Annotated in this window: 24 protein-coding genes; 16 read left to right on the top strand and 8 right to left on the bottom strand. The window is 60.1% G+C overall.

The genetic code is table 11. The annotated features are described in order from the left end of the window. The first annotated feature begins 17 nt into the window (after positions 1 to 17). From MRBLRC7O_RS09905 to MRBLRC7O_RS09895, 3 genes are all read left to right on the top strand, one after another. Positions 18 to 635 (top strand): L,D-transpeptidase, encoded by a 618-nt coding sequence (locus MRBLRC7O_RS09905; RefSeq protein WP_003509494.1) that lies wholly within the window; start codon positions 18 to 20, stop codon positions 633 to 635. Positions 636 to 876: 241 nt separating this feature from the next. After that, entirely contained in the window at positions 877 to 1,266 is a 390-nt protein-coding gene (locus tag MRBLRC7O_RS09900) for a DoxX family protein (RefSeq protein ID WP_031233598.1), read from the top strand. A gap of 163 nt (positions 1,267 to 1,429) precedes the next feature. Continuing rightward, the gene (locus MRBLRC7O_RS09895) at positions 1,430 to 2,338 is read left to right on the top strand and encodes a DMT family transporter (RefSeq protein ID WP_080866365.1); all 909 of its coding nucleotides are present in this window, start codon (positions 1,430 to 1,432) and stop codon (positions 2,336 to 2,338) included. Between the two features lie 233 nt (positions 2,339 to 2,571). Here the strand turns inward: MRBLRC7O_RS09895 and MRBLRC7O_RS09890 are convergent, their stop codons facing one another. Further along, on the bottom strand, positions 2,572 to 4,044 hold the full coding sequence (locus MRBLRC7O_RS09890) for a DEAD/DEAH box helicase (RefSeq protein WP_080866364.1): 1,473 nt from the start codon (positions 4,042 to 4,044) through the stop codon (positions 2,572 to 2,574). Between the two features lie 504 nt (positions 4,045 to 4,548). On the opposite strand from MRBLRC7O_RS09890, the gene MRBLRC7O_RS09885 reads away from it, so the two are divergent. Next, a complete protein-coding gene (locus MRBLRC7O_RS09885; RefSeq protein ID WP_162690742.1) occupies positions 4,549 to 8,223 on the top strand; it encodes a PAS domain-containing hybrid sensor histidine kinase/response regulator in 3,675 nt (1,224 codons plus the stop codon). A gap of 31 nt (positions 8,224 to 8,254) precedes the next feature. On the opposite strand, the gene mnmC2 is transcribed toward MRBLRC7O_RS09885, so the two are convergent. Continuing rightward, positions 8,255 to 9,010 carry a tRNA (5-methylaminomethyl-2-thiouridine)(34)-methyltransferase MnmC2 gene (gene mnmC2, locus MRBLRC7O_RS09880; protein ID WP_080866362.1) on the bottom strand — a complete coding sequence of 252 codons (756 nt, stop codon included), beginning with the start codon at positions 9,008 to 9,010 and terminating at the stop codon, positions 8,255 to 8,257. Here mnmC2 and MRBLRC7O_RS09875 point away from each other — a divergent pair. The 9 genes from MRBLRC7O_RS09875 to MRBLRC7O_RS09835 all read left to right on the top strand — a co-directional run bounded on the left by MRBLRC7O_RS09875 (position 9,009) and on the right by MRBLRC7O_RS09835 (position 14,958). Beyond that, the gene (locus tag MRBLRC7O_RS09875) at positions 9,009 to 10,217 is read left to right on the top strand and encodes an NAD(P)/FAD-dependent oxidoreductase (protein ID WP_031233540.1); all 1,209 of its coding nucleotides are present in this window, start codon (positions 9,009 to 9,011) and stop codon (positions 10,215 to 10,217) included. The genes mnmC2 and MRBLRC7O_RS09875 overlap by 2 nt on opposite strands. Before the next feature lie 96 nt (positions 10,218 to 10,313). Continuing rightward, on the top strand, positions 10,314 to 11,021 hold the full coding sequence (locus MRBLRC7O_RS09870) for a DUF1045 domain-containing protein (RefSeq protein WP_080866361.1): 708 nt from the start codon (positions 10,314 to 10,316) through the stop codon (positions 11,019 to 11,021). Between the two features lie 204 nt (positions 11,022 to 11,225). Continuing rightward, positions 11,226 to 12,149: an allantoinase PuuE gene (puuE, locus tag MRBLRC7O_RS09865; protein ID WP_080866360.1), complete on the top strand. Its 924-nt coding sequence runs from the start codon at positions 11,226 to 11,228 to the stop codon at positions 12,147 to 12,149. Further along, positions 12,149 to 12,646 carry a 2-oxo-4-hydroxy-4-carboxy-5-ureidoimidazoline decarboxylase gene (gene uraD, locus MRBLRC7O_RS09860; RefSeq protein WP_060725203.1) on the top strand — a complete coding sequence of 166 codons (498 nt, stop codon included), beginning with the start codon at positions 12,149 to 12,151 and terminating at the stop codon, positions 12,644 to 12,646. The genes puuE and uraD overlap by 1 nt, the downstream gene beginning before the upstream one ends. A 53-nt stretch (positions 12,647 to 12,699) precedes the next feature. Then, the gene (locus MRBLRC7O_RS09855) at positions 12,700 to 12,993 is read left to right on the top strand and encodes a nucleotidyltransferase family protein (protein ID WP_003509513.1); all 294 of its coding nucleotides are present in this window, start codon (positions 12,700 to 12,702) and stop codon (positions 12,991 to 12,993) included. Continuing rightward, complete coding sequence (locus MRBLRC7O_RS09850) at positions 12,990 to 13,352, top strand: HepT-like ribonuclease domain-containing protein (RefSeq protein ID WP_003509514.1); 363 nt, start codon at positions 12,990 to 12,992, stop codon at positions 13,350 to 13,352. Before MRBLRC7O_RS09855 ends, MRBLRC7O_RS09850 begins: the two co-directional genes overlap by 4 nt. A gap of 3 nt (positions 13,353 to 13,355) precedes the next feature. After that, on the top strand, positions 13,356 to 13,856 hold the full coding sequence (locus tag MRBLRC7O_RS09845; RefSeq protein WP_003509515.1) for an ureidoglycolate lyase: 501 nt from the start codon (positions 13,356 to 13,358) through the stop codon (positions 13,854 to 13,856). After that, entirely contained in the window at positions 13,853 to 14,209 is a 357-nt protein-coding gene (gene uraH, locus MRBLRC7O_RS09840; protein WP_003509516.1) for a hydroxyisourate hydrolase, read from the top strand. Before MRBLRC7O_RS09845 ends, uraH begins: the two co-directional genes overlap by 4 nt. 5 nt (positions 14,210 to 14,214) lie before the next feature. Next, a complete protein-coding gene (locus MRBLRC7O_RS09835; protein WP_003509517.1) occupies positions 14,215 to 14,958 on the top strand; it encodes a metallophosphoesterase family protein in 744 nt (247 codons plus the stop codon). 3 nt (positions 14,959 to 14,961) lie between these two features. On the opposite strand, the gene MRBLRC7O_RS09830 is transcribed toward MRBLRC7O_RS09835, so the two are convergent. Further along, positions 14,962 to 16,230 (bottom strand): D-alanyl-D-alanine carboxypeptidase, encoded by a 1,269-nt coding sequence (locus MRBLRC7O_RS09830; RefSeq protein ID WP_003509519.1) that lies wholly within the window; start codon positions 16,228 to 16,230, stop codon positions 14,962 to 14,964. A 190-nt stretch (positions 16,231 to 16,420) separates the two neighbouring features. Between MRBLRC7O_RS09830 and MRBLRC7O_RS09825 the strand changes: the two genes are divergently transcribed. Then, positions 16,421 to 17,005 (top strand): TetR/AcrR family transcriptional regulator, encoded by a 585-nt coding sequence (locus MRBLRC7O_RS09825; RefSeq protein ID WP_080866359.1) that lies wholly within the window; start codon positions 16,421 to 16,423, stop codon positions 17,003 to 17,005. After that, on the top strand, positions 17,002 to 17,346 hold the full coding sequence (locus tag MRBLRC7O_RS09820; protein ID WP_003509523.1) for a DMT family transporter: 345 nt from the start codon (positions 17,002 to 17,004) through the stop codon (positions 17,344 to 17,346). Before MRBLRC7O_RS09825 ends, MRBLRC7O_RS09820 begins: the two co-directional genes overlap by 4 nt. Before the next feature lie 193 nt (positions 17,347 to 17,539). Here MRBLRC7O_RS09820 and MRBLRC7O_RS09815 read toward each other — a convergent pair whose 3' ends face one another. The 4 genes from MRBLRC7O_RS09815 to puuD form a co-directional block, all read right to left on the bottom strand. Further along, positions 17,540 to 18,673 carry an alpha-hydroxy acid oxidase gene (locus MRBLRC7O_RS09815; protein WP_162690299.1) on the bottom strand — a complete coding sequence of 378 codons (1,134 nt, stop codon included), beginning with the start codon at positions 18,671 to 18,673 and terminating at the stop codon, positions 17,540 to 17,542. 79 nt (positions 18,674 to 18,752) lie between these two features. Further along, positions 18,753 to 19,472 carry a sulfite exporter TauE/SafE family protein gene (locus tag MRBLRC7O_RS09810; RefSeq protein ID WP_112540345.1) on the bottom strand — a complete coding sequence of 240 codons (720 nt, stop codon included), beginning with the start codon at positions 19,470 to 19,472 and terminating at the stop codon, positions 18,753 to 18,755. A gap of 304 nt (positions 19,473 to 19,776) precedes the next feature. Beyond that, a complete protein-coding gene (gene guaD, locus MRBLRC7O_RS09805) occupies positions 19,777 to 21,087 on the bottom strand; it encodes a guanine deaminase (RefSeq protein ID WP_003510342.1) in 1,311 nt (436 codons plus the stop codon). Further along, entirely contained in the window at positions 21,084 to 22,346 is a 1,263-nt protein-coding gene (gene puuD / locus MRBLRC7O_RS09800; RefSeq protein ID WP_003510343.1) for a urate hydroxylase PuuD, read from the bottom strand. The genes guaD and puuD overlap by 4 nt, the downstream gene beginning before the upstream one ends. Before the next feature lie 503 nt (positions 22,347 to 22,849). Between puuD and MRBLRC7O_RS09795 the strand changes: the two genes are divergently transcribed. After that, complete coding sequence (locus tag MRBLRC7O_RS09795; protein ID WP_003510346.1) at positions 22,850 to 23,188, top strand: hypothetical protein; 339 nt, start codon at positions 22,850 to 22,852, stop codon at positions 23,186 to 23,188. Here MRBLRC7O_RS09795 and MRBLRC7O_RS09790 read toward each other — a convergent pair. Continuing rightward, positions 23,164 to 24,093, bottom strand: coding sequence for a LysR substrate-binding domain-containing protein (locus MRBLRC7O_RS09790; RefSeq protein WP_080866357.1), 930 nt, complete (start codon positions 24,091 to 24,093; stop codon positions 23,164 to 23,166). The two genes, MRBLRC7O_RS09795 and MRBLRC7O_RS09790, sit on opposite strands and share 25 nt — an antisense overlap. Positions 24,094 to 24,204 lie beyond the last annotated feature (111 nt).

Raw genomic sequence — 24,204 nt, 5'->3', positions numbered from 1 at the left:
GATTTGGCGGGGGTTACATGTCTATTTCACGTCGTGGTGTTCTGTTCGGATTGCCGCTGTTTCTGGCCGGCTGCGCCAATACGGGTATTGGCCAGCAAAGGCTGAATTATGGGGCAAAGCCGGAAGAGAAATTCCCACTTCCCGCCATGCATCTCGATAAGGTCAAGCCGGAGCTCCGCCGGCAGGAAGTCACTTACGACACCAGACACCCGGCCGGAACGGTTGTGGTGGATACGCCGGCGCGGCGGCTCTATTACGTTTTGGGCGATGGTCGCGCCATGCGCTACGGCGTCGGTGTCGGTCGTCAGGGCCTTGCGCTGAAGGGCGATGCCTATATCGGCCGCAAGGCGGAATGGCCGTCCTGGACGCCGACCGCCAATATGATGCGCCGTGATCCGCGCAATCTGAAATTCGCCGCCGGCATGCCCGGTGGCCCCAGCAATCCGCTCGGCGCACGCGCGCTCTACCTCTATCGCGGCGGCAACGACACCATGTTCCGCCTGCATGGCACCAACCAGCCGCAATCCATCGGCCACGCCATGTCGAGCGGCTGCATCCGCATGCTGAACCACGATATCATCGATCTCTACAGCCGCGTGCCGGTGGGTTCGAAGGTCGTCGTCTTGCAGGCGTGACGTAAAGGCGGATTTTTCCGCCTTTTCCACGCAAGAAAATGCCTGTACCCTTGAGTTGATTTTTTCGGTGGAAGGCCAATTTTATGCTGGAAAATCAACCATGTGTAGAATGCCTCCCTTTAGGTATTTAAGGGAGTTCTGCTATATCGGAAACGTGATTTCCGGTGTTCGAGACGTGTATCCATAAAGGCTTAAATGCGCTGTATCGAGCGCGGCATCACTTCAACGGGGACACATGACCATGGCAACTTTCGACTCTCTCTCTCGCTATCGCCCGCAGGCACTCGGGGCGCTGCGCATCATGACGGCGCTGCTTTTCATTGCGCATGGAACGCAGAAGCTGTTCGGTTTTCCGGCATCGCAGATGGATGGCTCCCTGCCGACGATGCTGCTGGTGGCGGCGCTTCTGGAACTCATCGGCGGCATTCTCGTGCTGATCGGCCTGTTTACGCGCCCGGTCGCCTTCATCCTGTCCGGCCAGATGGCGGTCGCCTATTTTATGGCGCACGCGCCCAGCAACTTCTTCCCGGCCCTGAACGGTGGTGATGCCGCCATCCTGTTCTGCTTCATCTTCCTCTATCTGTTCGTTGCCGGTCCGGGCGCCTTCTCGGTGGATGAGCGCCGGGCCTGATCTGCCCGAACTGTCATCGATCTCTTTTGCCGAAGCTCCGCATGGTCACGCCATGCGGAGCTTCTTTTTTTGAAAAGGATTGAAACTTCGGCCGCGGCCGAAGCATCGAAGCTTGTTTTCGGGTTAGAACGCGCCATCCTGAACGCAGTAGGAAAATTGATCCGTGACCCCTCAGAACACCATCACCCGCGAATTGCTGCTTCTCGCCCTGCTGTCCACGCTGTGGGCCGCATCCTACACTTTCATCAAGATCGGGGTGGAGACGATACCGCCCATCACCTTCATCGCATTGCGCACGCTGATTGCCGGTCTGCTGCTCTACGTGGTGATCCGGTTGCGCGGGCTGCGCCTGCCCACGGATTTTGCGACGTGGCGGCTGTTCTTCATTCAGGCCTGTATCAACAGCGTTCTGCCCTTCACGCTGATTGCCTGGGCGGAGCAGAGCATCGATGCCGGTCTCGCCGTCATTCTCAATGCGACGACGCCGATCTTCACCTTTCTTCTCACAGCGCTTGTGATCCGGCACGAGCCGGTCAGCGGGCGCAAGCTGTTTGGCACCATTGCCGGCATGACGGGCGTGTGCCTCATCATCGGTGTCGAAGCCTTAAGCGGTGCGGGGGAGGCGATATGGAGCCAGCTCGCCGTGCTGACGGCAGCTTTTTCCTATGCCTGCGCGGCCATTTTCAGTAAAAATTTCAAAGGGCTTGATCCGGTCATGCCGGCCGCCGGTTCACTCATCTGCGGTGCTGTCCTGCTATTGCCCGTGAGCCTGATCGTTGACCGACCCTGGACGTTGTCGCCTTCGGCGGCGTCACTGACCGCACTGGTGTGCCTCAGCGTCTTTTCGACCGCGCTCGCCTTCATGATCTATTTCCGGCTGATGCAGACGCTTGGTTCGGTCGGCACCACCTCGCAGGCCTATCTCAGGGTGCCGGTCGGCGTCGCCATCGGCATGGCGTTTCTGGGGGAAATGCCGACGCTTGCCATGTGGGTCGGTCTTGTCTGCGTCATTGCCGGTGTGCTGGCCATGACCCTGCCGTCAAGGCGTCGTCCGGTCGCGCAGGGCGGGTGAGGGCAAAGAAAAGCCCCGCTGGCCGGCTGTGGCTGCGGGGCTTGATTATTGGCGAGTGCGTGCCGCTTGTTTCTTCTCCCCGCCGGGGAGAAGGTCGCGGCAGCGGGATGAGGGGGCAAGGGTGGTGAGATACGGCAACGTTACCCCCTCATCCGACCCTTCGGTCCACCTTCTCCCCGCCAGGGAGAAGGACGCCCGGCAATGCCGCGCGTCCTCAATCCACTCCGTGCAACTTAGCGGTTGCGGCCGCGATGGCCGTTGCCGGAAGCGCGCTTTTCCTGGCCGTTGCCGCCGGCAGGGGCGTGGCGGTTGGCGCCGCTGCCGCCGGGCTTGCGGGCCGGGCGGCGTTGTTTGCGCGGGCCGGCCGGGCGGCCTGCATCGCCTTCCGCCGTCTTGACGCGCTTGAAGTCGGAGGTGACTTCCAGATCGTTGTCGGCATCGCGCGGTGCATGGTGGCGGGACGGGCGGGACTCGCCATTGTGACGTCCGCCTTCACGCGGGCCGCGCTGCTGGCCACCATTGTTGTTGCGGCCGCCGCGGTTGTTGTTGGGGCGCGTCGGGCTGGCGAGACCGGCCGGACGTTCGCCTGAGGCGACCGGAATATCGATCTTCATCAGCTTTTCGATGTCATGCAGCAGACGGGTTTCGTCCGGTGCGCAAAATGCGATGGCGATGCCGTCGCGGCCGGCGCGGGCGGTACGGCCGATGCGGTGGACATAGGCGTCAGGCACTTCCGGCAGGTCATAGTTGAAGACATGCGTTACGGCCGGAATGTCGATGCCGCGGGCAGCGACGTCGGTTGCGACCAGTACCTTGATCTCACCATCCTTGAAGCCCTTCAGTGCCCGCTCGCGCTGGCCCTGGCTCTTGTTGCCGTGGATGGAGGCGACCTTGAAGCCGATATGTTCGAGATGCTTGTAGAGCTTCTCGGCGCCGTGCTTGGTGCGCAGGAACACGATGGCGCGGCCATCAGGGTTCTCGTTGAGCGACTTCTTCAGGAGATCGGTCTTGTCGTTCTTGCCGGCCACGAAATGCACGTACTGCTCGACCTTGTCGGCAGCCTTGCCCGGAGGCGTCACTTCGACCTTGACCGGATCGGTCAGGTAGTTATGCGACAGATCGGCGATCGCCTTCGGCATGGTGGCCGAGAACAGAAGCGTCTGGCGCTTGGCCGGGACCATCTTGGAAATCTTGCGGAGGTCGTGGATGAAGCCGAGATCGAGCATCTGGTCCGCTTCATCAAGCACCAGATAGGTGACCTTGGAGAGCGAGATGGCGTTGCGGGCGATGAGATCAAGCAGGCGGCCGGGGGTCGCCACCAGAATATCCGTGCCCTTTTCGAGCTGGAGCTGCTGCTTGTTGATCGATGCGCCGCCGACCACCTGGTTGATGCGGAGCGGCGTCTTCTTCACGAAGGAGCGCAGGTTTTCACCGATCTGGTTCACCAGCTCGCGCGTCGGGGCGAGGATAAGGGTGCGGCAGGTGCGATTTGCCGGGCGGTCCGCCTGCTTCATCAGCATTTCGATGATAGGCAGGCCGAAAGCGGCGGTCTTGCCGGTGCCGGTCTGTGCGAGGCCGATCAGGTCGCGGCCTTCGAGCAGCAGCGGAATGGCCTTTGCCTGAATGGGAGTAGGGGTCGTATAGCCAAGCTGGGTAACGCTGGCCACGATCTTTTCGGAGAGGCCGAGTTCGCTAAAACTGGTCAATATAATGCCTTTCGGGGCGCCAAAACAAACTCATCCGGAGCAGGGCTGCTGTCCGGTGGTCTCGGCGTCAAGAACCCCGCGTGAATTGGGAACTTGTGGGTTGGAATAACTTTCTGCGCATCAGTGCGGCACATGCCGTCTTCTGTATTCTTTGCGCTTTTCCTTCATGCGGGCCAGATTCCTTTTTTAAGGAAGTTTTTCTGGTCATACGCTGCAGCTCACGCGGCTGCCAAAGGTGAAAGCTTGAGGGGCATGTGGGCGTTTTGTGCGTCAAAGTCAAGCAATAGTTTTGTAACACGGCCGCAGGAGGGCGCATGGCAGCCATGCATCTCGGTGGCTGGCGAATACCGTGACGGCACAGGCGCAGGCGAAGAATATGGTTAAAAAAGGGTAACGGCACCGTCGGATACATAGCAAAGATCGATTTTCTCACATAACGTTTTTGCGACGGCGTCCAGAACTATTTGATTCGACAAGAATGGACTGCAGGGTGTGGAGTATCGATTGACCGAAGGCTGCGGGTTGCTGGAAAAGGCTTGCAGGGCTGTGGCCGCCCTGGACCTGCCCGCGTGCATCAAGGACAGCGAGCTGCGCTATGTCGCGGTCAACGCCGCCTATGGCCGGGTCATGGGACGCCCGTCCGGAGCGTTCAAAGGATACACCAGCCTTTCCCTTTCCGCCGATATTCGCGATGCCGAGCGGGAGGACAGGGAGCGCCGCTCGCTGGTCTTCGCCACGGATGAGATGATCGCCTGCCATGGCGCGGATTCGTCCGGGCCATATACGCTTCGTTGCGAACGTTTCACCGGTGACGACGGCAATCTGTTCCTGTTCGAGGTGTTCGAGGACATGCCGTCCGCCGTCGTGGAGATTTTTCCTGACGCCGGCAGCGCTTCGGACCTGCTGTTTGACAGCGGCGTGATCGATCTCGTTGATGCGGGTATCGTCATTTATGACCGCGAAAACCGGCTGGTCTACTGCAACGCCCGGTTCAGGGAGTTCTACAGCGCCCTCGGTGTCGAACTGAAGGCCGGCGTCCCGCTCGAGACGCTGATGAGGGCCATTTATTTTTCGAGCGGCTACCGCGATGCGAAAGAAGACGATCCGGCATTCGAAGGGTGGATGCAGGAGCAGTTGCGGGAGTTTTCCCTGCCCTATCTCGAAAGGGTGGAGCAGTTTGCCGATGGCCGCTGGGTGCGCATGGTCAACAAGCGGCTGGAAAACGGCATGCTTGTCGGGCTGCGGGTGGATGTCACCGAGTTCAAGGCGCATGAGACGCTTCTGAGCACGCAGATTCGCGAGACCTGGCTTCTGCGCGCCGCACTGGAGCAATTGCCGGTCGGCGTGTTCCTGAGGGATCAGGACAGGCGACTGACCTTTGCCAATGCGGCCTATGAGAAATATCTGGGCGGCAGCCTCGCCGACCATATCGGCAAGACCGAATGCGAGATGTTTCCGGAGGAAGGCCTGCAGTTCCAGCGGGAAAACGAGCATATTCTGCGAACCGGAGAGGCCGTTGAAAAGACGGGAAGCGTTCCGCTTTCGGATGGCAGGGTCGTTCCCGTCATCACAAGGCTCGGCCGGGTGGCGACGCCTGACGATGAATATTATCTGGTGGGCTCGGTCACCGATGCCAGCCTGTTGCAGGACCGGGAAAAGGCGCTGATCGCGGCGCAGGCCGAGGCTGAGGCGCTGCACCGCCAGCTCGAAGCGGTTCTCCATGCCCTGCCGGTGGGCGTGCTGCTGCTCAGCGCCGATCTCGTCATCGAATATGTCAATCCGTTCTTCTACGAGGTCTGGGGCGAGATCGGCGGCGAGAAGTCGCTGGTCGGCAAAAGTTATCGCGAATTCATGGAGATGAATTTCGACAGCGGCCTTTATGACTATGGCGACAGACCTTTCGATGAGGTCTATGGCGAGCGGGTGCAGCGGCTTCTGCAGGAGGAGGTCTTTGCGCCACGTGAGGTGCGCAGCAAAAGCGGCAAGGTTACCGTCATTTCGAAAACCCGGCTCGAAGGCGGGAAAATCCTCAGCACCTATGCCGATGTCACCGATGTGCGCATGCGCGATGTCGAGATCAGCAAGGCGAAGGCCGAACTGGAGCGGGTCGGCGAATATATGCAGGGCGCCACACGCGCCATGGCGCAGGGGCTGGTGCTGGTCGAGCAGGGCACGATCATCATGTCCAACGAGGCGATGGCGCGCATGTTCGACGTGCCGCCGCATCTCCTGGAAAAGGGCTGCAACTGGTCGGGTTTCTTCGCCCATTGCGCCGGGCGCGGGGATTTCGGCACGGCTGACGAAGCGGCCGGGACGCTTGCCGCCTGGAGGGAGAATATCGCCGCCAACCGGCCGTTTTCCTGGCTCATCCATGTCGCCGGCAAAAGCTGGCTCAATCTGGAAGCCACCAACAGTTCCGGCAATTACTGGCTCATCATCGTCACCGATGTGACCGAGATGAAGCTGCGTGAAGAGGAATTGCAGCGGCTGCTGTCGCGCGCGGAGGCGGCGGATCGGGCCAAATCGGAATTCCTGGCCAATATGAGCCATGAAATCCGCACGCCGATGAATGGCGTTCTCGGCATGGCGGAGCTTCTGGCCAAGTCCAATCTCGATACGCGGCAGAAGACTTTTACCGATATCATCGTCAAGTCAGGCAACGCGCTTCTGACGATCATCAACGATATTCTCGATTTCTCGAAGATCGAGGCCGGGCAGATGAGGCTGCGCAGCGTGCCTTTCGATCCGGCTGAGGCGGTCGAGGATGTGGTGTCCCTCCTGTCCTCGGCGGCGCTGGAAAAGGACATCGAGCTGATCGTCCGTATCGATGCTTCGGTTTTCGGCAAGGTTATCGGCGATGCCGGGCGCTTTCGGCAGATCGTGACCAATATCGTTGGAAACGCCGTCAAGTTTACGGAAACGGGGCATGTGCTGGTCGAGCTTTCGGCGCGGTCGGCGGAAGCGTCCGAGGCCATTCTGTCGCTGCGCGTCGAAGACAGCGGCATCGGCATTCCGGCAGACAAGCTCGAAACCATCTTTGACAAGTTCAGCCAGGTCGATGGCTCCGCGACGCGTCGGCACGAAGGAACGGGACTGGGGCTGGCGATCACGGTCGGCCTCGTCGGTCTGTTCGATGGCGCGATCAATGTCGTCAGCGACGTCGGCAAGGGATCGGCCTTCGAGGTCAATATTCCGTTTCAGGTGACCGAGAGACAGCGCGACCTCCCGCTTCTTTCCGTGGCGATCGACGATATCCGTGTGCTCGTCATTGACGACAACGATGTCAATCGCCGTATATTGACGGAGCAGCTGAGAAGCTGGGGCGTAGACGGCCATGCGGTGGAAGACGGGCCTTCCGGCATCGCCGTGCTGCAGGAGGCGGCATCGCTCGGCTTTTCCCTCGACGCCATCATCCTCGATTATCATATGCCCGTCATGAACGGGCTGGATGTGGTGGAGCGCATCCGCGCGGATGCGCGCTTTGACGACATCGCCATTATTTTCCTGACCTCCATGGATGTCGTCGGTGACGAGACGCTCTTTACCGATCTCAACGTGCAGGCGCATCTGATGAAGCCGGCGCGGGCGCGGCTCCTGCGCTCCACCCTGTTCGATGTGGTGCGGGATGTGCGGCTGAAGCGCGCGCGGCAGGCTCCGTCCCCGCGTGAGACAGGCCGCGGTGAGGGCGCCATCCGGCCGGAAAACGGCGCCGTCGAGAGGAAACAGCGGGCTGATATATCACCGGCGGTGCCGACGCGGCATCGGCCCAGCCTTGTCGATGTGCTGGTGGCCGAGGACAATGACGTCAACCAGATTGTTTTCACCCAGATATTGCAGCAGGCGGGTCTGCGCTTTCTGATCGTCGGTAATGGCAAGAAAGCCGTACAGGCGTGGCAGGAGAATAATCCCGCCATCATCCTGATGGATGTCTCGATGCCGGTCATGAACGGGCATCAGGCGACGCAGGCCATCCGCGCCGCCGAACGGATGGCCGCCGATGGCAGGCATGTGCCGATCATCGGCGTTACCGCCCATACGCAGGAGGCGGATCGAGAACTATGCCTGGAGGCGGGCATGGATGATTATCTGTCGAAGCCCATCAGCCCGGAAACGCTTGAAGACAAGATCGCGCAATGGTTGGGCGAAAACATGCCGCGCCGCGACGCGCCGGGCGTCTGAGTTTCCGACTAGAATATGCTTCTGCCTGGCGTCAGCCGAAGGGCTTGGTGCCGCAGAGCATCTCGCGCTTCCCGGCAAATCCTTTCCGGCGCTCCAGCTCAAAACCGGCGGCGATGAGGTTGCGGCGAACGAAGCCGGCGGCGGCATAGGTGGCGAATGTGCCTCCCGGCGTCGTCTTTGCGAAAAGCGCCTGCATGATCTCCAGCGACCACATGTCCGGATTGCGCGCGGGTGCGAAGCCATCGAGAAACCAGGCGTCGAAACTTTCCGCGCTTGCGGAAATGCCGGCGAGCGCCTCGCCGCAAACCACCGTCAGCTGCGTTTCGTCATCCAGCTGGATCTCGACCCGGCCTTTCGGCTCGGCAGGCCAGAGGGCGGTGAGCGCCTTGCGTTCGGCATCCACTTCCGGCCATCGGGAAAGCGCCCGGTCGATTTCCTCCGCCTTCATCGGGTAGAGTTCGAAGGAGATGAAATGCAGCCTGGAGCGGCCGTTGCGGGCCTCTTTCCATTGGCGCCATGTCTCGCAGAGGTTAAGCCCGGTGCCGAAGCCGAGTTCGCCGATGCGGAAGACACCCTCCCGTTCGAGCCAGCGCTTCGGCAGGCCGTTTCCGGACAGGAAGACATGGCCGCATTCCAGCCTGCCGTCCGTCTGGCAATAAAAATGGTCGTCAAAGGCCAGTGAATAGGGCATATCCCCGTCACGCCAGTCGAGCGCGGTGGGGGTTTCTCCGGTCGCTGCGCCGGTTTCTGGGCCAGTCTCTGTGATAGTTTCGTTGGAATGTTTCATGGCTAAAGCCGATAATCCCGGTTTCGAACAGGGTCAATCGCCAAGATTGCCGGCTTCCATGCCGCTCCTCATCATCGGCGGCGGCATTATGGGGCTGTGGGCCGCCGTCAAGGCGGAAAGGCTCGGCATCGAGACGTTGCTGGTGGAGGCGGATCGCCCCGGCGGCGGCGCCAGCGGCGGGCTGCTGGGCGCGTTGATGCCGCATATGCCGGATCGCTGGTCGGACAAGAAGCAGTTCCAGTTCGATGCCCTCGTTGCGCTGGAAAAAGAGATCGCCGGGCTGGAGGCGGAGACCGGGCTTTCGGCGGGCTACCGCCGCTCAGGCCGGATCATTCCGCTGCCGAAGCCGCATCTGCGCGCCATTGCCGAGCGGCATGAACGGGATGCGCTGGAGAACTGGGTGTCGGGTGAGCGCCGGTTCCATTGGCATGTCGGAGACAGCCCTTCGGTCACGGGCTGGGTGGATGACGCGGCTGGTGAGGCGGGTTTCGTGTTCGATACGCTGGCGGCGCGGGTCTCGCCGCGTGCGATGATCGCCCTTCTTTCGGCTTTTCTTGGCAAGACGCGGCATGTGCGGCTGGCGCAGGGTTGCCGCGTCCTTTCGCTTGACGCGGATGCCGGGCGGGCGGTGCTGTCGTCAGGCGACGAGGTTGCTTTCGGCCATGTCATTGTTGCCAACGGGCATGATTCTTTTCCCTTGATCCGCGATGCTCTCGGTCTGGAGGCGGGCGTTACGCTCGGGCAGGCGGTGAAGGGGCAGGCAGCGCTTCTCGACGCGGCGGTCGACCCGGCGATGCCGGTCGTCTTCCTGAACGGTCTTTATATCGTGCCGCATGAAGACGGCACCGTTGCGATCGGCAGTACCAGCGAAGATTGTTTTTCCGATCCCTTAAATACCGATGAAAAGCTCGAAAAACTGCTTGCCGACGCGTCTGCTGTTGTTCCCTCGCTTGCCGGCGCGCCGGTGCTGGAACGCTGGGCGGGGCTGCGCCCGAAGGCGGTGGGGAGGGACCCGATGGTGGGGGTGCTCCCCGGCCATCCGAAGCTCGTTGCGCTGACCGGTGGCTTCAAGGTCAGCTTCGGTCTTGCGCATTTTCTTGCCGATGCGGCATTGCAGACCGTGTGTGGTCACACGCCTGTCATCCCCTCAGGCTTTCGCCTTCAAGAACACGTGAGTATTGCCGTCGCGGACTTTAGAAAGTTCTGATCAGGCCGCCCACGTCGTTAATCTGTCACGCAAATCACTTATCTGCTGGCCTGCAAAGAGGCCGGTTTGTCCGCATTTGCGGCGAGGTGACAGCGCATGCGATACGCCATTCATTTCACGCCTTCCCCCAATGACCCCCTGACGCAGGCGGCCGCCGCGTGGTTGGGGCGCGATGTCTATTCCGGTCAGGCGGTGGAGCCTCCCGGCACGATCGACCTCGGCATGCAGGAGATTTCCTACCATACGGCCCTGCCGCGCCGGTATGGTTTCCATGGCACAATCAAGGCTCCTTTCCGCCTTGCCGAAGGCCATTCCGAAGCAGCGCTTTTGCGGGACCTGATGTATTTTTCCGGCAGGCAGGATCCTTTCACGTTGCCACAGCTGGTGGTGGCAAGGCACGATAATGTCTTCAGTCTTGTTCCCGAGCGTCCCTGCGAAGTGCTGCATTTTTTTGCCGCCCGCGTGGTGCAGGAATTCGACCGCTACCGTGCGCCGCTTTCCGAGGCGGAAATCGAGCGGGCGGATCCGGACCGGCTTTCGGCCTCACAGCTCACCAATCTGCATCGCTGGGGCAGCCCGCATGTGATGGACGAGTTCCGGTTCCAGATGTCGCTGACGGGCGGTGTGGAAGCTTCCAGCAGCCAGAGGATCGAACGGGCCGTGCGCAAGGTTTTCGAGCCGTTGCTGACCCGGTCCCTGCAGTTCTCCAGCCTTGCGCTTTTCATCGAGGATGAACCGGGCGCGCCTTTCCGCGTACACTCGCTTCACCCCATGGGCCGCGTTTCCGCCCGCAAGATTGCCTGAAGAGCACATCGCCGCAATCGTATACAAAAAAGCATCGGAATGTCGGCAAGATTGATCTCGACATTCCGGATGCGGATGCTACCGTTCGGATATCGCATATCTGAAGCGTGTGTTGTGCCCTTTCCGGGCCGGCGCGTTTTGGAGGTCTGTTTTATGTCTCCCGAAATCGGTTTCCGCCTTGGGAGAGATGTTCTGGGTGGCTGCATGATTTCCGAAAATTACTCCCGTAATCTGGTGGGCTACGGCCGCAATGTTCCCGATCCGAAATGGCCGGGCGGTGCGCGCATCGCCGTGCAGTTCGTCATCAATTACGAGGAGGGCGGCGAGAGCAGCATTCTCGACAATGACAAGGCGTCGGAATCGCTGCTGTCGGAAATCGTCGGTGCGCAGCCCTGGCCGGGTCAGCGCAACCTGAACATGGAATCGATCTATGAATATGGCTCGCGCGCCGGCTTCTGGCGGCTGTGGCGCATGTTCACCGGTCTCGGCGTCACCACCACCGTTTATGGCGTGACGGCAGCCATGGCCCGCAACCCCGAAGCCGTTGCGGCGATGAAGGAAGCGGGATGGGAAATCGCCAGCCACGGTTACCGCTGGCTGGAATACAAGGATTTTTCCGAAGAGGAAGAGCGCAAGCATATAGTCGAAGCCGTGCGTCTGCACACGGAGGTTACCGGCGAGCGTCCCTATGGCATGTATCAGGGCAAGCCCTCGGACAACACGCTGCGTCTTGTCATGGAAGAGGGCGGTTTCCTCTATTCGTCGGACTCCTATGCCGACGATCTGCCATATTGGGTGAAGGGCGTGAAGGACGAGCCTTTCCTGATCATTCCCTATACGCTTGAAACCAACGATATGCGTTTTGCCACGCCGCAGGGTTTCAATTCCGGCGACCAGTTCTTCACTTATCTGAAAGATGCTTTCGACGTGCTTTATCAGGAAGGTATTGAAGGCGCGCCGAAGATGATGAGCGTCGGCCTGCATTGCCGTCTTGTCGGCCGCCCCGGCCGCGCGGCGGCTCTTCGCCGTTTCATCGAATATGTGCTCGGCCACGAGAAAGTGTGGATCCCGCAGCGCATCGAGATCGCCCGTCACTGGCACGAACATCATAAGCCGGAGGCGCTCTGATGGTGACCCGTGAGGACTTTGTCGCCCGCTTCGGCGGCGTGTTCGAACATTCGCCCTTCATCGCAGAACGGGCCTATGATGCCGGCGGAGCGGGCCTGGAACTGACGGCGAAGGCGGTTCACGCTGCGCTTAGCGGGCAGTTTCGCGTCGCTTCCGAGGCGGAAAGGCTCGGCGTGTTGCGGGCGCATCCCGATCTTGCCGGCAAGCTGGCGATCGCGGGCGAGTTGACAGCCGACAGCCGCAACGAACAGGCCGGTGCGGGGCTGGACCGTCTTACCCCGGAAGAACATGCCCGTTTTACCGAATTGAACAGCGCCTATACCGAAAAATTCGGCTTTCCCTTCATCATCGCGGTCAAGGGGCTGAACAGGCACGATATTCTCTCGGCGTTCGAGACACGTATCGGCAATGATGCGGCCGAAGAATTTGAGACTGCGACGGCGCAGGTGGAAAAGATCGCCTGGCTGCGTCTTTCCGCGATGCTGCCGGAAGGCTGAATTGGCGAGTTGGGGTCGTTCTGTTAGAATCGCGCTGACTGGAGATGGAGATCATGAGACCTTCCGAGGTGCTGGAAAAGAACAGGGAAGCGATCCGCGAAGCGACGAAGCGCTTCAACGCGGCGAACCCGCGCGTGTTCGGCTCCGTCGCCCGCGGTGAGGACCGGCCGGACAGCGATCTCGACATTCTGGTGGATGCATTGCCGGGTGCCACCTTGTTTGATCTGGGCGGCTTGTTGGAAGAGCTATCAGCCATCATGCGCGGCACAGAAATTCATCTATTGACGCCAGGGGATTTTCCCGAGCGTGTTCGTGTGAAGGTTTTGCAGGAAGCGAAGCCCGTATGAGCGCGGAGCGACTGCATGTTTATCTTCAGGACATCAGACAGATTGCTTCGGAAACCATCGAATTCGTTCGATTGAAGACAAAGGACGAATTTCTGGCTGACCTGGTCCGTCAACGGGCGGTGGCGATGAACCTTCTGATTATCGGCGAAACGACGGCGCGGATAATGGAAGAGTTTCCGGCTTTCGTGGCGGATTTTCCGGATATCCCGTGGGTCAAGATGCGCGGCATGCGGAACAGGATCGCGCACGGATATCTGAGCATCAATCTGGAAACCGTTTGGGATACGACACAGACGGCTATACCGGATCTTCTGGACAGACTCTTACTTCTGCAAAACTGGCATGCCCAAGGTGAATGACATTTGACTGATTTTCTCGACATAGAACCTCTCACCAAAGAGGCTTTCGCATCCTTCGGCGATGTGATCGAAATCACGCCTTCCTCCATGCGGGCCATCAATGGCGGCCAGACCGAACGGCATCATGCGCTTGCCGCACCCGAGGCGGCGGGCGAGGGCGCACGCATCATCCTCAACATCTTCCGGGGGCAGCCGCGGGTGTTCCCGCATAACATCGAGATGATGGAGCGGCATCCGCTCGGCAGCCAGAGTTTTTCGCCGCTGTCCAGCAGGCCTTTCCTCGTCGTCGTTGCGGAAGATGACGGAGGCCGTCCGGCGCGGCCGCAGGTGTTTCTGGCGCGGGGCGATCAGGGCGTGAATTACCGCCGCAATGTCTGGCATTATCCGCTGATGCCATTGCAAACTGTTTCGGATTTTCTGGTTGCCGACCGCGAGGGACCGGGCAACAATCTGGAAGAGTATTTTTTCGATAAGCCCTATATGATCGCGGAGCCCAGCCTATGACCGGTTTGACAACCCATGTCCTCGATGCCGCCCATGGCACACCCGCCGAAGGGCTGGTGATCGAGCTTTACCGGCTCTCCGGTGATCGCCGCGAGAAGCTGAAGACGGTAAAGACCAATAGCGACGGCCGTGTCGATGGCGGGCCGCTGCTTGTTGGCGACAGTTTCAAGGCCGGCGAATATGAACTGGTTTTCCATGCCGGTGATTATCTGCGCGGCAACGGCATCGCGCTTCCGGAGCCTGCCTTTCTCGATATTATCCCGATCCGTTTCGGTATTGCCGATGAGAGCGGCCATTACCATGTGCCGCTTTTGCTTTCGCCCTATAGCTATTCCACCTATCGAGGAAGCTGATCGCCATGATCTTTGCCGCCATTGCCGATATTCACGGAAACTGCGCCGCACTCGAAGCCGTGCTGGAGGATATCGCCAGGCTTGGCATCAAGGATATCGTCAATCTCGGTGATTGTTTCAGCGGTCCGCTGGAAGCGGGATTTACCGGCGATGTGCTTGTTGGCAACTGGATACCCAGCATTCGCGGCAATCATGATCGCGAGCTGATCGAGCGCGCGCCGGAGGAGATGGGGAGCTGGGAACGACCCGCGCATGCGCAGCTGAGCCCAGCCCATATGGACTGGCTGCAAACGCTGCCGTTCAGCATGGTGTTCAAGGACGTCGCCTATTGCTGCCACGGCTCACCGCGCGGCGATCTGGAATATTGGCTCGAGACGCTTTCGCCGGAAGGCGTTCTGAAACTGCGGCCGCTCGCCGAAATCGAAGCCATGGCTGATGGTATCACCCAGCCGCTGATGCTGTGCGGCCACACGCATATTCCCCGTGCCGTGCAGCTTTCCGATGGGCGGCTGATCGTCAATCCCGGCAGCGTCGGTTGCCCCGGCTGGAAAGACGACACGCCTTTCGATCATCACGTCGAGGTGGGTCACCCGCTCGCCACCTATGCCGTGCTGGAAGAGACCGGGCGCGGTTGGCAGGTCTATTTCCGGAATATCCGTTACGACAATCTGGCGATGTCCGAAATGGCGCGGGTCAACGGCATTCCCTATCTGGCCGATGCGCTGGAGAACGGCTGGCTGAAGCGGTAGGCATCACCCCTCGCTGGTCATCACCACGCAGGCATAGGATTGCGCCTTCAGTTCCTTGCACGCGGATACGGCCGAAGACTGGTCTTCGAAGCCGGTGAAGCGGGCGCGGTAGAGCGTCGCCGATCCGCTCAGCACGGCTTCGGTATAGGGAGCGATCCCGGCATAGCTGCCGATGTTGGAACGGGCATTGGCGAGCAGCGAGCGCGCGGCGGCTTCGCTGTCGGTTGCGGCAATCTGCACTTCCCAGCGGCTTCTCTGGCCCGTGGGCTGGCCAATGGCAGCGGCGGGTGCGGGTTTCGGAATGGCGGAGACCTGGATCATGTCAGCCATCTGGTTGTTGGCCGTGGCGATCTGCATGGCGACCGGGTCGGAGCGGCGTTCGGCGAACATGGGGAGCGGCACGGCTGCGGGCGGCACATCGAAGGTGCGGCTGACACTGGCGCTGGCGACGAGCTGTTCGGTATTGCGGCTTCTCGATGCCTGCGGCACGGCCTTGTCGAGAAGGGCGGCCATCTGCGCATCGCGACTGCGCGCGGTCTTGCCGCCCAGCACGACGCCGACGACGCGGCGGCCATTGTGATTGATGGCGCTGACGAGGTTGAAGCCGGAGGCATTGGTATAACCGGTCTTGATGCCGTCCATGCCCTGATAACGATACATCAGATTGTTGTGGCCACGGATGCGTTTTCCCCGGAAACTGAAGGATTCCATGGCGAAGAGGCCATATTCCTTGGGAAAGTCGCGCTGCAGCGCAAGGCCGAGCTTGGCCATGTCGCGCGCGGTCGTCACCTGCGATTTGCTGGGCAGGCCGGAGGCGTTGCGGAACACCGTCTTGGTCATGCCGAGCTGGCGGGCCTTGCGGGTCATCATGTCGGCGAACCGCGCTTCGGAGCCGCCGAGGTGATCGCCCATGCCTTCGGCCATGTCATTGGCGGATTTGACGATCATGCCATAAACAGCCTCGCGCACGGTGAAGGTCTTGCCCTGTCGCACATAGAGCTTCGAGGGGATAACGGCTGCACCATTCTTGGACATCGTTATCTTCTGGTCCCAGCGAAGCCGCCCGGCGTGCAGCGCCTCGAAGGTCATGTAAAGCGTCATCATCTTGGTGAGTGATGCCGGGTGGTTCAGCACATCGGCATTGCGGGCGGCCAGAACCTTGCCGGTGTTGGCGTCCATGATGAAATGGGCATAGCCGGCCTGCGCAGGCGATGCCTGCAATGAGAGGATCGCGCAAAAGAAGGTGAGTGCGAAAACCCATGCACCCGCCATTCCCCGTTTGACCGTTCCCGACATAATCCACCCCTTTTTGTTCGATCGCCGCGATGGACGAAGTTTTACTGACACTTTCCGGCAACAAAACCGCTAAAACTTTAGAGATCGTTTTCATGCTTAATTAAGTATGAATTTCAACCCGATGGCTGCCCTCACAATTTTCTTGAAAAGAAACCAACCATCCGGTATGTTTATTGCCATGACAAATGCACACGAACGCAAAAAGCAGCCTGAGATCGTGCGCCGCAATCTTCTCGATTGCGCGGCGAAACTTGCTGCTGACCAAGGTGTTGCGGCGCTTTCCGTGCAGGCGGTGGCGGACGCGGCGGGAGTGACCAAAGGTGGGCTGTTCCATCATTTTCCTTCCAAGCAGGCGCTGCTGGAAGCTGTCATGGCGGACCTTCTGGCGGCATTGGACGCGGAAATCGATGTGCTCGTCTCACAGGATTGTGAAGCTTATGGATGCTTCACGCGGGCCTATGTGAACGCGGTTTTCGCTGATCGAGACCGGGATTCGGGCAGACAGTGGGTTGCACTATCGGTGTCGATGGTCGGTGAACCGTCGCTCAGGCGCATGTGGACCGGCTGGTTCGAGGGGCGCCTTGCCCGTCATAAAGAAACGGATGACGGGGTGGTACTGGAGATGGTGCGGCTTGCGGCTGATGGCATCTGGTTTGCCGATCTTCTGGCCGATGACGGCAGGGCAGGTGGCGACAGGGTGGCTCTCAAGGCCCGGATGATCGCCCAGACAAAAAGGGAAACGGCACGATGAACGCGGCAATCTTCACCTATGGGGCGCTCGTCGCGGCCATTGTCTGCGAGGTCATCGCCACCTCTTTCCTGCAGCAGTCGCAGCAATTCACCCGGTTGCTGCCGACAGTGCTGATGGCGCTGTTTTACGGTGCGGCCTTTTATCTGCTGTCATTCACGCTGCGGGCGCTGCCGGTCGGTGTGGCCTATGCGATCTGGAGCGGGCTCGGCATCGTGCTGATTTCCGGCATCGGGTATTTTGTTTTCCGCCAGACGCTTGATCTCGCCGCCGTGGTCGGCCTCGGCTTCATCATCACCGGCGTGGTGATTGTGAATGTGTTTTCGAAGACGGTGGGGCATTGAGGGTGGTTATTTGCATGTGGGATTGGTGACAGAGGGCGATATCCACACTCCGTCACCCCGGACTTGATCCGGGTCCAGTGCGGTCAAGTCCTTGATCGCGAAAGGCTGATTTCTCACGGCGCAGACGCGCCGTGGCTGGATGCCGGATCAAGTCCGGCATGACGGAAGAGAAGACTACCGCCCTCTGTCACCATCACGCCAGAATACTGCGATCCACATCCGTAATCAGCCGCTTGCCGCAAAGCGCCATGCTGACATCCATCTCCTTGCGGATGATCTCGAGCGCTGTCGTCACGCCCTGTTTGCCATCGGCACCGAGGCCATAAAGGAAAGGCCGGCCGATATAGGTGCCTCTGGCGCCGAGCGCCACGGCCTTCAGCACATCCTGACCCGAGCGGATGCCGCCATCAATATGCACCTCGACCTTATCGCCGACGGCGTCGACGATCTTCGGCAGCATCGCGATGGAGGAGTGCGCGCCGTCGAGCTGGCGGCCGCCATGGTTGGAGACGATGATGGCGTCGGCGCCGGTATCGAGAGAGGCGCGCGCATCTTCCTCGTCAAGAATGCCCTTGAGGATCAGCTTGCCGCCCCAGCGCTGCTTGATCCACTCGACATCCTTCCAGGACAGGCGCGGATCGAATTGTTCGGCCGTCCAGGAGGAGAGCGATGACAGGTCGGAGACATTCTTGGCGTGGCCGACGATATTGCCGAAGCTGCGGCGCTTGGTGCGAGCCATGTCCATGCACCATTTCGGCCGGGTCGCCATCTGCCAGATATGTTTCGGGGTGAATTTCGGCGGTGCGGAGAGGCCGTTGCGCAGATCCTTATGGCGCTGGCCGAGAATCTGCAGGTCGAGGGTCAGCACCAGCGCAGAGCATCCGGCGGCCTTGGCGCGGTCGATCAGATTGTTGACGAAGTCACGATCCTTCATCACGTAAAGCTGGAACCAGAAGGGTTTCGAGGTGACCGAGGCGACATCCTCTATGGAGCAGATGCTCATGGTGGAGAGCGTGAAGGGCACGCCGAATTCCTCCGCCGCTTGTGCGGCCAGCATTTCGCCATCGGCATGCTGCATGCCCGTGAGGCCGGTGGGGGAGAGTGCTACCGGCATGGACACCTTCTGGCCGACCATTTCGGTCGCCAGCGACCGGTCGGTCATGTCAACCAGCACGCGCTGGCGCAGCTTTATCTTAGAAAAATCCTCCTCATTGGCGCGGTAGGTGCCTTCCGTCCAAGCGCCGCTATCGGCGTAATCGAAAAACATTTTTGGCACACGGCGCTGAGCCTGTTGCTTCAGGTCCGCTATGGTCAGGATTTTGCCCATGGATAAAGCCTTCACATTTGAATGATGGCTTCACATAACATGAATGGGATGGCTGCAACATCAAAATCGACGGGGTTGATCACCAGAAAGCCCGCAAAAACAGTTCGGCCCCCAATAAAAGCAGGCAGATGAGGAACCAGCGCCGGCATGTCGCAGGGCTGACGATGTTACGGATCTTCTGGCCAAGCCACATACCGAGAAGCGCCGGCAGGATGGCGAGCGCGGACAGTGACAGATGCTCGACGTGGAAGGCGCCCTGCGAGGCGAGGCCTGCGGCGAGTGCGACGGTGGAAACGGTGAAGGAAAGGCCGAGCGCTTGCACGAGATCGTCGCGGGTAAAACCGAGCGACTGGATATAGGGCACGGCGGGCACGACGAAAATTCCGGTTCCGCCGGTCAACAGGCCGGTCGCCAGCCCAATGGTGGGAGAGAGCTTCGGTTCCAGTCTCGCAGGAATGGCGAAGGGCTTTGCGAAAAGGCTGTAGGCCGCATAAGCCGCAAGGCACAGGCCGAGCGCCGACGTGGTCCAGATGCCGGCGCCTGCCGTCATCAGCCGGACGCTGAGAAGCGTGCCGGCGGCGATGGCGATCATCATCGGCCAGAGCCGCGCCACGATAGCCCTGAAATCCGGGCCGGCCAGCAATTGCCAGATATTGGTGATGAAGGAAGGGAGGATGAGCAGCCCTGCGGCAACAACCGGCGGCATGAAGAGGCCGAGCACGCCCATGGCGACGGTGGGCAGCCCCATGCCGGTGACGCCCTTGACGATGCCTGCGACGGTGAAGGTGGCAAAAACCATCAGCATGGTGGTTGTGTCTAAATCCGGCACGGGCGCACTCCAGAGGTCATTCGCATTTTGGCCGGGGGTGCCAGCCAGACATAGAAAGCGAGCGGGTGCGGCACGGTTTCTTCTCCCCGCCGGGGAGAAGGTGGCCCGAAGGGTCGGATGAGGGGGCGACGTTGCCGTATCTCACCACCCTTGCCCCCTCATCCCGCTGCCGCGGACTTCTCCCCGGCGGGGAGAAGAAAGACGCGGCACCCGCTCGATTCAATATGTGACTGTGTAAATGAGTTTGTGGCTAAGTGCTTCGGCCCAAGCCGAACTATGCAAGCGTGCTTTTCATCGCCTTGCCGGCCACGTAGGTTTCGACGACGGTGCGGTCGTCGCCCATGGTGAGCATCAGGAACAGTTCTTCCGTCAGGCTTTTCACTACTTCCATCTTCAGCGCCATGGCGGGGGTGGAAGAGGCGTTGAGCACCGTGATGTCGGCGTCCGTGCCGGCTTCCAGGGTGCCGATGCGGTCGACCATGGAAAGCGCCTCGGCATTGCCGCGGGTCATCAGATACCAGCTTTCCAGCGGGTTCAGGCGCTCGCCCAGCAATTGCTGGATCTTGTAGGCCTCATCCATGGTGCGCAGCATGGAATAGCTCGATCCGCCGCCGATATCGGTCGCAACGGCGATCCGCACCGGCTTTTCGCGACGCTGCAGCTTCTTCATCGGGAACAGGCCGGAGCCGATGAAGAGGTTCGAGGTGGGGCAATGCACGGCCACCGCGCCGGTTTCCGACAGCACATCCGCTTCGCGCTCTGAGAGGTGGATGGCGTGGCCGAGCAGGGTCTTTTTGCCCATCAGGCCGTAACGCACATAGATATCGGTATAGTCGGTCGCTTCGGGGTAGAGTTCGCAGGTATATTTGATCTCGTCCAGATTTTCGGAGAGATGCGTCTGGATGAAGAGATCGGGAAATTCCTGCGCCAGCGCCTGGGCGGCTTCCATCTGCTTCGGCGTGGAGGTGATGGCGAAGCGAGGGGTGATGGCGACGTGGTTGCGGCCCTTGCCGTGCCAGTCGGCGATCACTTGCCGGGTCTCGTCGTAGGAGGTCTCGGGCGTGTCTAGCAGGCCCTGCGGGGCGTTGCGGTCCATCATCACCTTGCCGCCAACCATCAGCATGTCGCGCTTCATGGCTTCGGCAAAAAAGGCGTCGGCGGAGGTTTTGTGCACGGAGCAATAGGCGGCGGCAGTGGTGGTGCCGTGGCGCAGGAGTTCGTCGTAAAAATGCGTGGCGATGCGCTGGGCATGCGCGGTTTCAACGAAACGGCATTCTTCCGGGAAGGTATAGGTGTTCAGCCATTCCAGCAGATTGGCAGCGTATGAGCCGATGACCTGCATTTGCGGAAAATGCAGGTGCATGTCGATAAGGCCGGGCACGATGAGATGCGGCCGGTGATCCTTTTCCTCGATGTCATCAGGCGCTTGGCTGCGAATATCGGCATAATCGCCGATGGCGGCAATCTTGCCGTTTTCGAGAAGCAGGCCGCCATCTTCGATATAGAGATAGCTTTGCGTATCGTCGATCGAGAGCGGCGCGCGGCGGAAGCTCAGCAGGCGGCCACGCAGCAGAACCATGCTCATTCAGTCTTTCCTTCGGCTTTTCCTGTCCCGGACACCGCGCTTTCATACCAGGCGGTCAGCACCTTGCGCTCATCCGGGGTGATGGCTGTGATGTTGCCGGGAGGCATGGCATGGCTGCGCCCGGCTTGCAAATAGATTTCACGCGCGTGGGCGGCGATCTGTTCGTCGGTTTCGAGCTTCACGGATTTGGGCGTAAACGGCACGCCTTCCCACACCGGCTCGGCGGCATGGCACATGGAACAGCGGCCCTGAACCACATCACGCGCCTTGGCGAAATGGGCGTCGCTGACGAATTGCTGCTGCATGGGGGAGAGGGTGGCGGCCTTCTGTTCCTCCTCGCCGGTCAGCACTTTCGGCACGGTGGAAAGCCACATGATGACGATGAAGATCAGCGCAGTCAGCAGCCAGGTCCATGTCGGCTTGCCCTTGCGGGCATGGGTGGTGTTGAACCAGTGGCGGATGGTGACGCCCATCAGGAAGACGAGTGCGGCGATGATCCAGTTGAACTGCGTGGCAAAAGCCAGCGGATAATGGTTCGACAGCATGAAGAAGATGACGGGCAGCGTCAGGTAGTTGTTGTGCAGCGAGCGCTGCTTGGCGATGCGGCCGTATTTCGGGTCCGGCGTGCGCCCGGCGATCAGATCGGCAACCACGATCTTCTGGTTGGGAATGATGATGAAGAACACATTCGCCGACATGATGGTGGCGGTAAACGCACCGAGATGCAGGAACGCGGCGCGGCCCGTGAAAACCTGAGTATAACCCCACGCCATCGCCACCAGCGCGACATAGAGCACGATCATCAGGCCCCAGGTATTGTTGCCGAGCGGAGATTTGCAGAGGAAATCGTAAAACAGCCAGCCGATGGCAAGCGAGGCAAGCGACAGACAGATGGCCTGGAACTGGGTGAGCGCCAGCACGGAATGGTCGATGAGGAAAAGATCGGCACCACCATAATAAACGATGCAGAGCATGGCGAAGCCGGAAAGCCAGGTGACGTAGCTTTCCCATTTGAACCATGTCAGGTGCTCGGGCATCTGGGCGGGGGCGACCAGATATTTCTGGATGTGATAGAAACCGCCGCCATGTACCTGCCATTCCTCGCCATAGGCCCCCGGCGGCAGATGCGGCCGTTTGACCAGCCCGAGATCGAGCGCGATGAAATAAAAGGATGAGCCGATCCAGGCGATGGCGGTGATGACGTGGAGCCAGCGGACGGCAAAGGCCATCCATTCCCACGCAATGGCGTATTCGTACATTCGGTTCCCCTGATCCTTGTGCAGCGCACCTTGCGAGAAATTTGACCGTTAGGAAAGTGAAAAGCAAAGGTTGGAACATGATTGTTCACAATCCGATGCCTTTTTGTCCGCAATCTTGTTTCGGTTCGCCCATGCACGCGGGGTGACCCGGTAAAGTTGCAGCCGCTCATTCCTGTCGCAGTTTGTGCTTAGCTGGCTAACGCGACTCAGCTATTATCCTTTGTGCAGTCTGCCGATGTGCTAAAATATAAGGCTGCGGAGCCCTCGGGCGCGCTTCGTCGGAAATCCATTCCGGTTTTACGCCGATGCGCAGGGCTTCAATGACATGTTTCGCTGGCGGTTCTTCCGAAAGCGGGCGCTGCGAACCCTGGGCGGGGCAGATCAGGGGGCAGGTATCGCAGTTCCCGGTGCCGTTGTGTCCGGGTGGGTGTTGATGTGAAATTTGAATAAAGGGACGCAATGATCTTCCGGCGGCCGCCGTTGTTTCAACGGAGACCATGCCGATGCGCCTTGTTCTGACGGTCCTGTTCCTGCTTTTGGCATTCAGCGCCACCGCGCTTGCGCATGAATCCCACAAGGGGTTCAAATATGAAAGCTACTGCTGCAATGGTGACGCCGAAACCGGCGACTGCCAGATGATTCCCACGCGAAGTGTTCGTGTGACGCCTGACGGTTACGAGGTCTCGCTCGCACCCGGCGATCACCGCATGGTCACCCGACGCCACGTTTTCAGCTGGTCGCAGCGCGAGGCAAGACGATCAGAAGATGGCGAATATCACCTCTGCCTGTTTCCGGATGAAGATACGCCGCGCTGTTTTTATGCGCCGGATATGGGATTTTGATGTGGTTTCTGCGGGCGGCATTCTTCGGTCCGCTTCAGTATCCAGTCGCGAAACAGCCTTATCTTGCGAATGTTCCTACGGTTTTCAGGGTAGACCAGCCAATAGTTCTTTCCTTCGCTGCTGAGGTGCTCGAAGGGTTGATAAAGTCGACCGAGGGCAATCTCATCGGCGTAGAGTTCAGGGGTGAGCATGGCCACGCCCTGGCTGGCGATTGCCGCGGCGGCTTCGAAGGCCTGCACATTGAGGCGGCTGCGGGGATAACGGTCGAGGCCGGGATTTTCGACGCCCACTTCCTGAAACCACTGGCTCCACCAGACATCGCCGGGATCGATAATGCGCAGGCGCAGCAGGTCTTCCGGTTTTTGCAATCCGCCGATGCTTTCGGCAAGGCTCGGATGCAGCATCGGCGTATAAACACCGCGCAGCAGTTGATGGTAGATCAGCCCTTTGCCGTTATCTTTGCTCCAGCGAATGGCGACATCGCAATCGGACTGGGAAAAATCGATCAATGTGCTTGATGTGTCGAGCCGCACCGCGATCGAGGGATGTTCGAGCTGGAAAGCACCCAGATGCCGGGAAAGCCAGCGTGATGCAAAAGTCGCGGTGGAATGGATTGTCAGGGTCGTGTCGGAGGTGTCGCGCACATTATCGACGGCCTCCCGCAAAGTGTTGAAGGCTTCCGCAACTTTCGGCGCCAGTTTCTGCCCGGCCTCGGTCAGCACAACCTGCCGCGCCTTTCTGATGAAGAGCGGCTCGCCAACATTCTCCTCCAGCAGTTTCACCTGATAGCTGACCGCCGTCTGCGTCATGCCCAGTTCCTCACCGGCCTTGGTGAAGCTCAGATGCCTTGCTGCGGCTTCGAACACGCGCAGGGCATTCAGGGGGAACTGGCGGGACATTTTCATGGATAAGCTCTCTTTATGCCAGCGGCCAAAGGTTTCATTGGTTTTTATTCGGAAAACAGAGCATTTTTAGCTCGATTCATCAACTGAGCTTCTGACATTTTTGAATGGAGA

The sequence above is a fragment of the Agrobacterium radiobacter genome (genome assembly GCF_040801995.1).
GTDB classification, from domain to species: Bacteria; Pseudomonadota; Alphaproteobacteria; order Rhizobiales; family Rhizobiaceae; genus Agrobacterium; species Agrobacterium radiobacter.
Note: the sequence above shows the minus strand (reverse complement) of the source record. Positions and strands in the feature narration are given on the sequence as shown.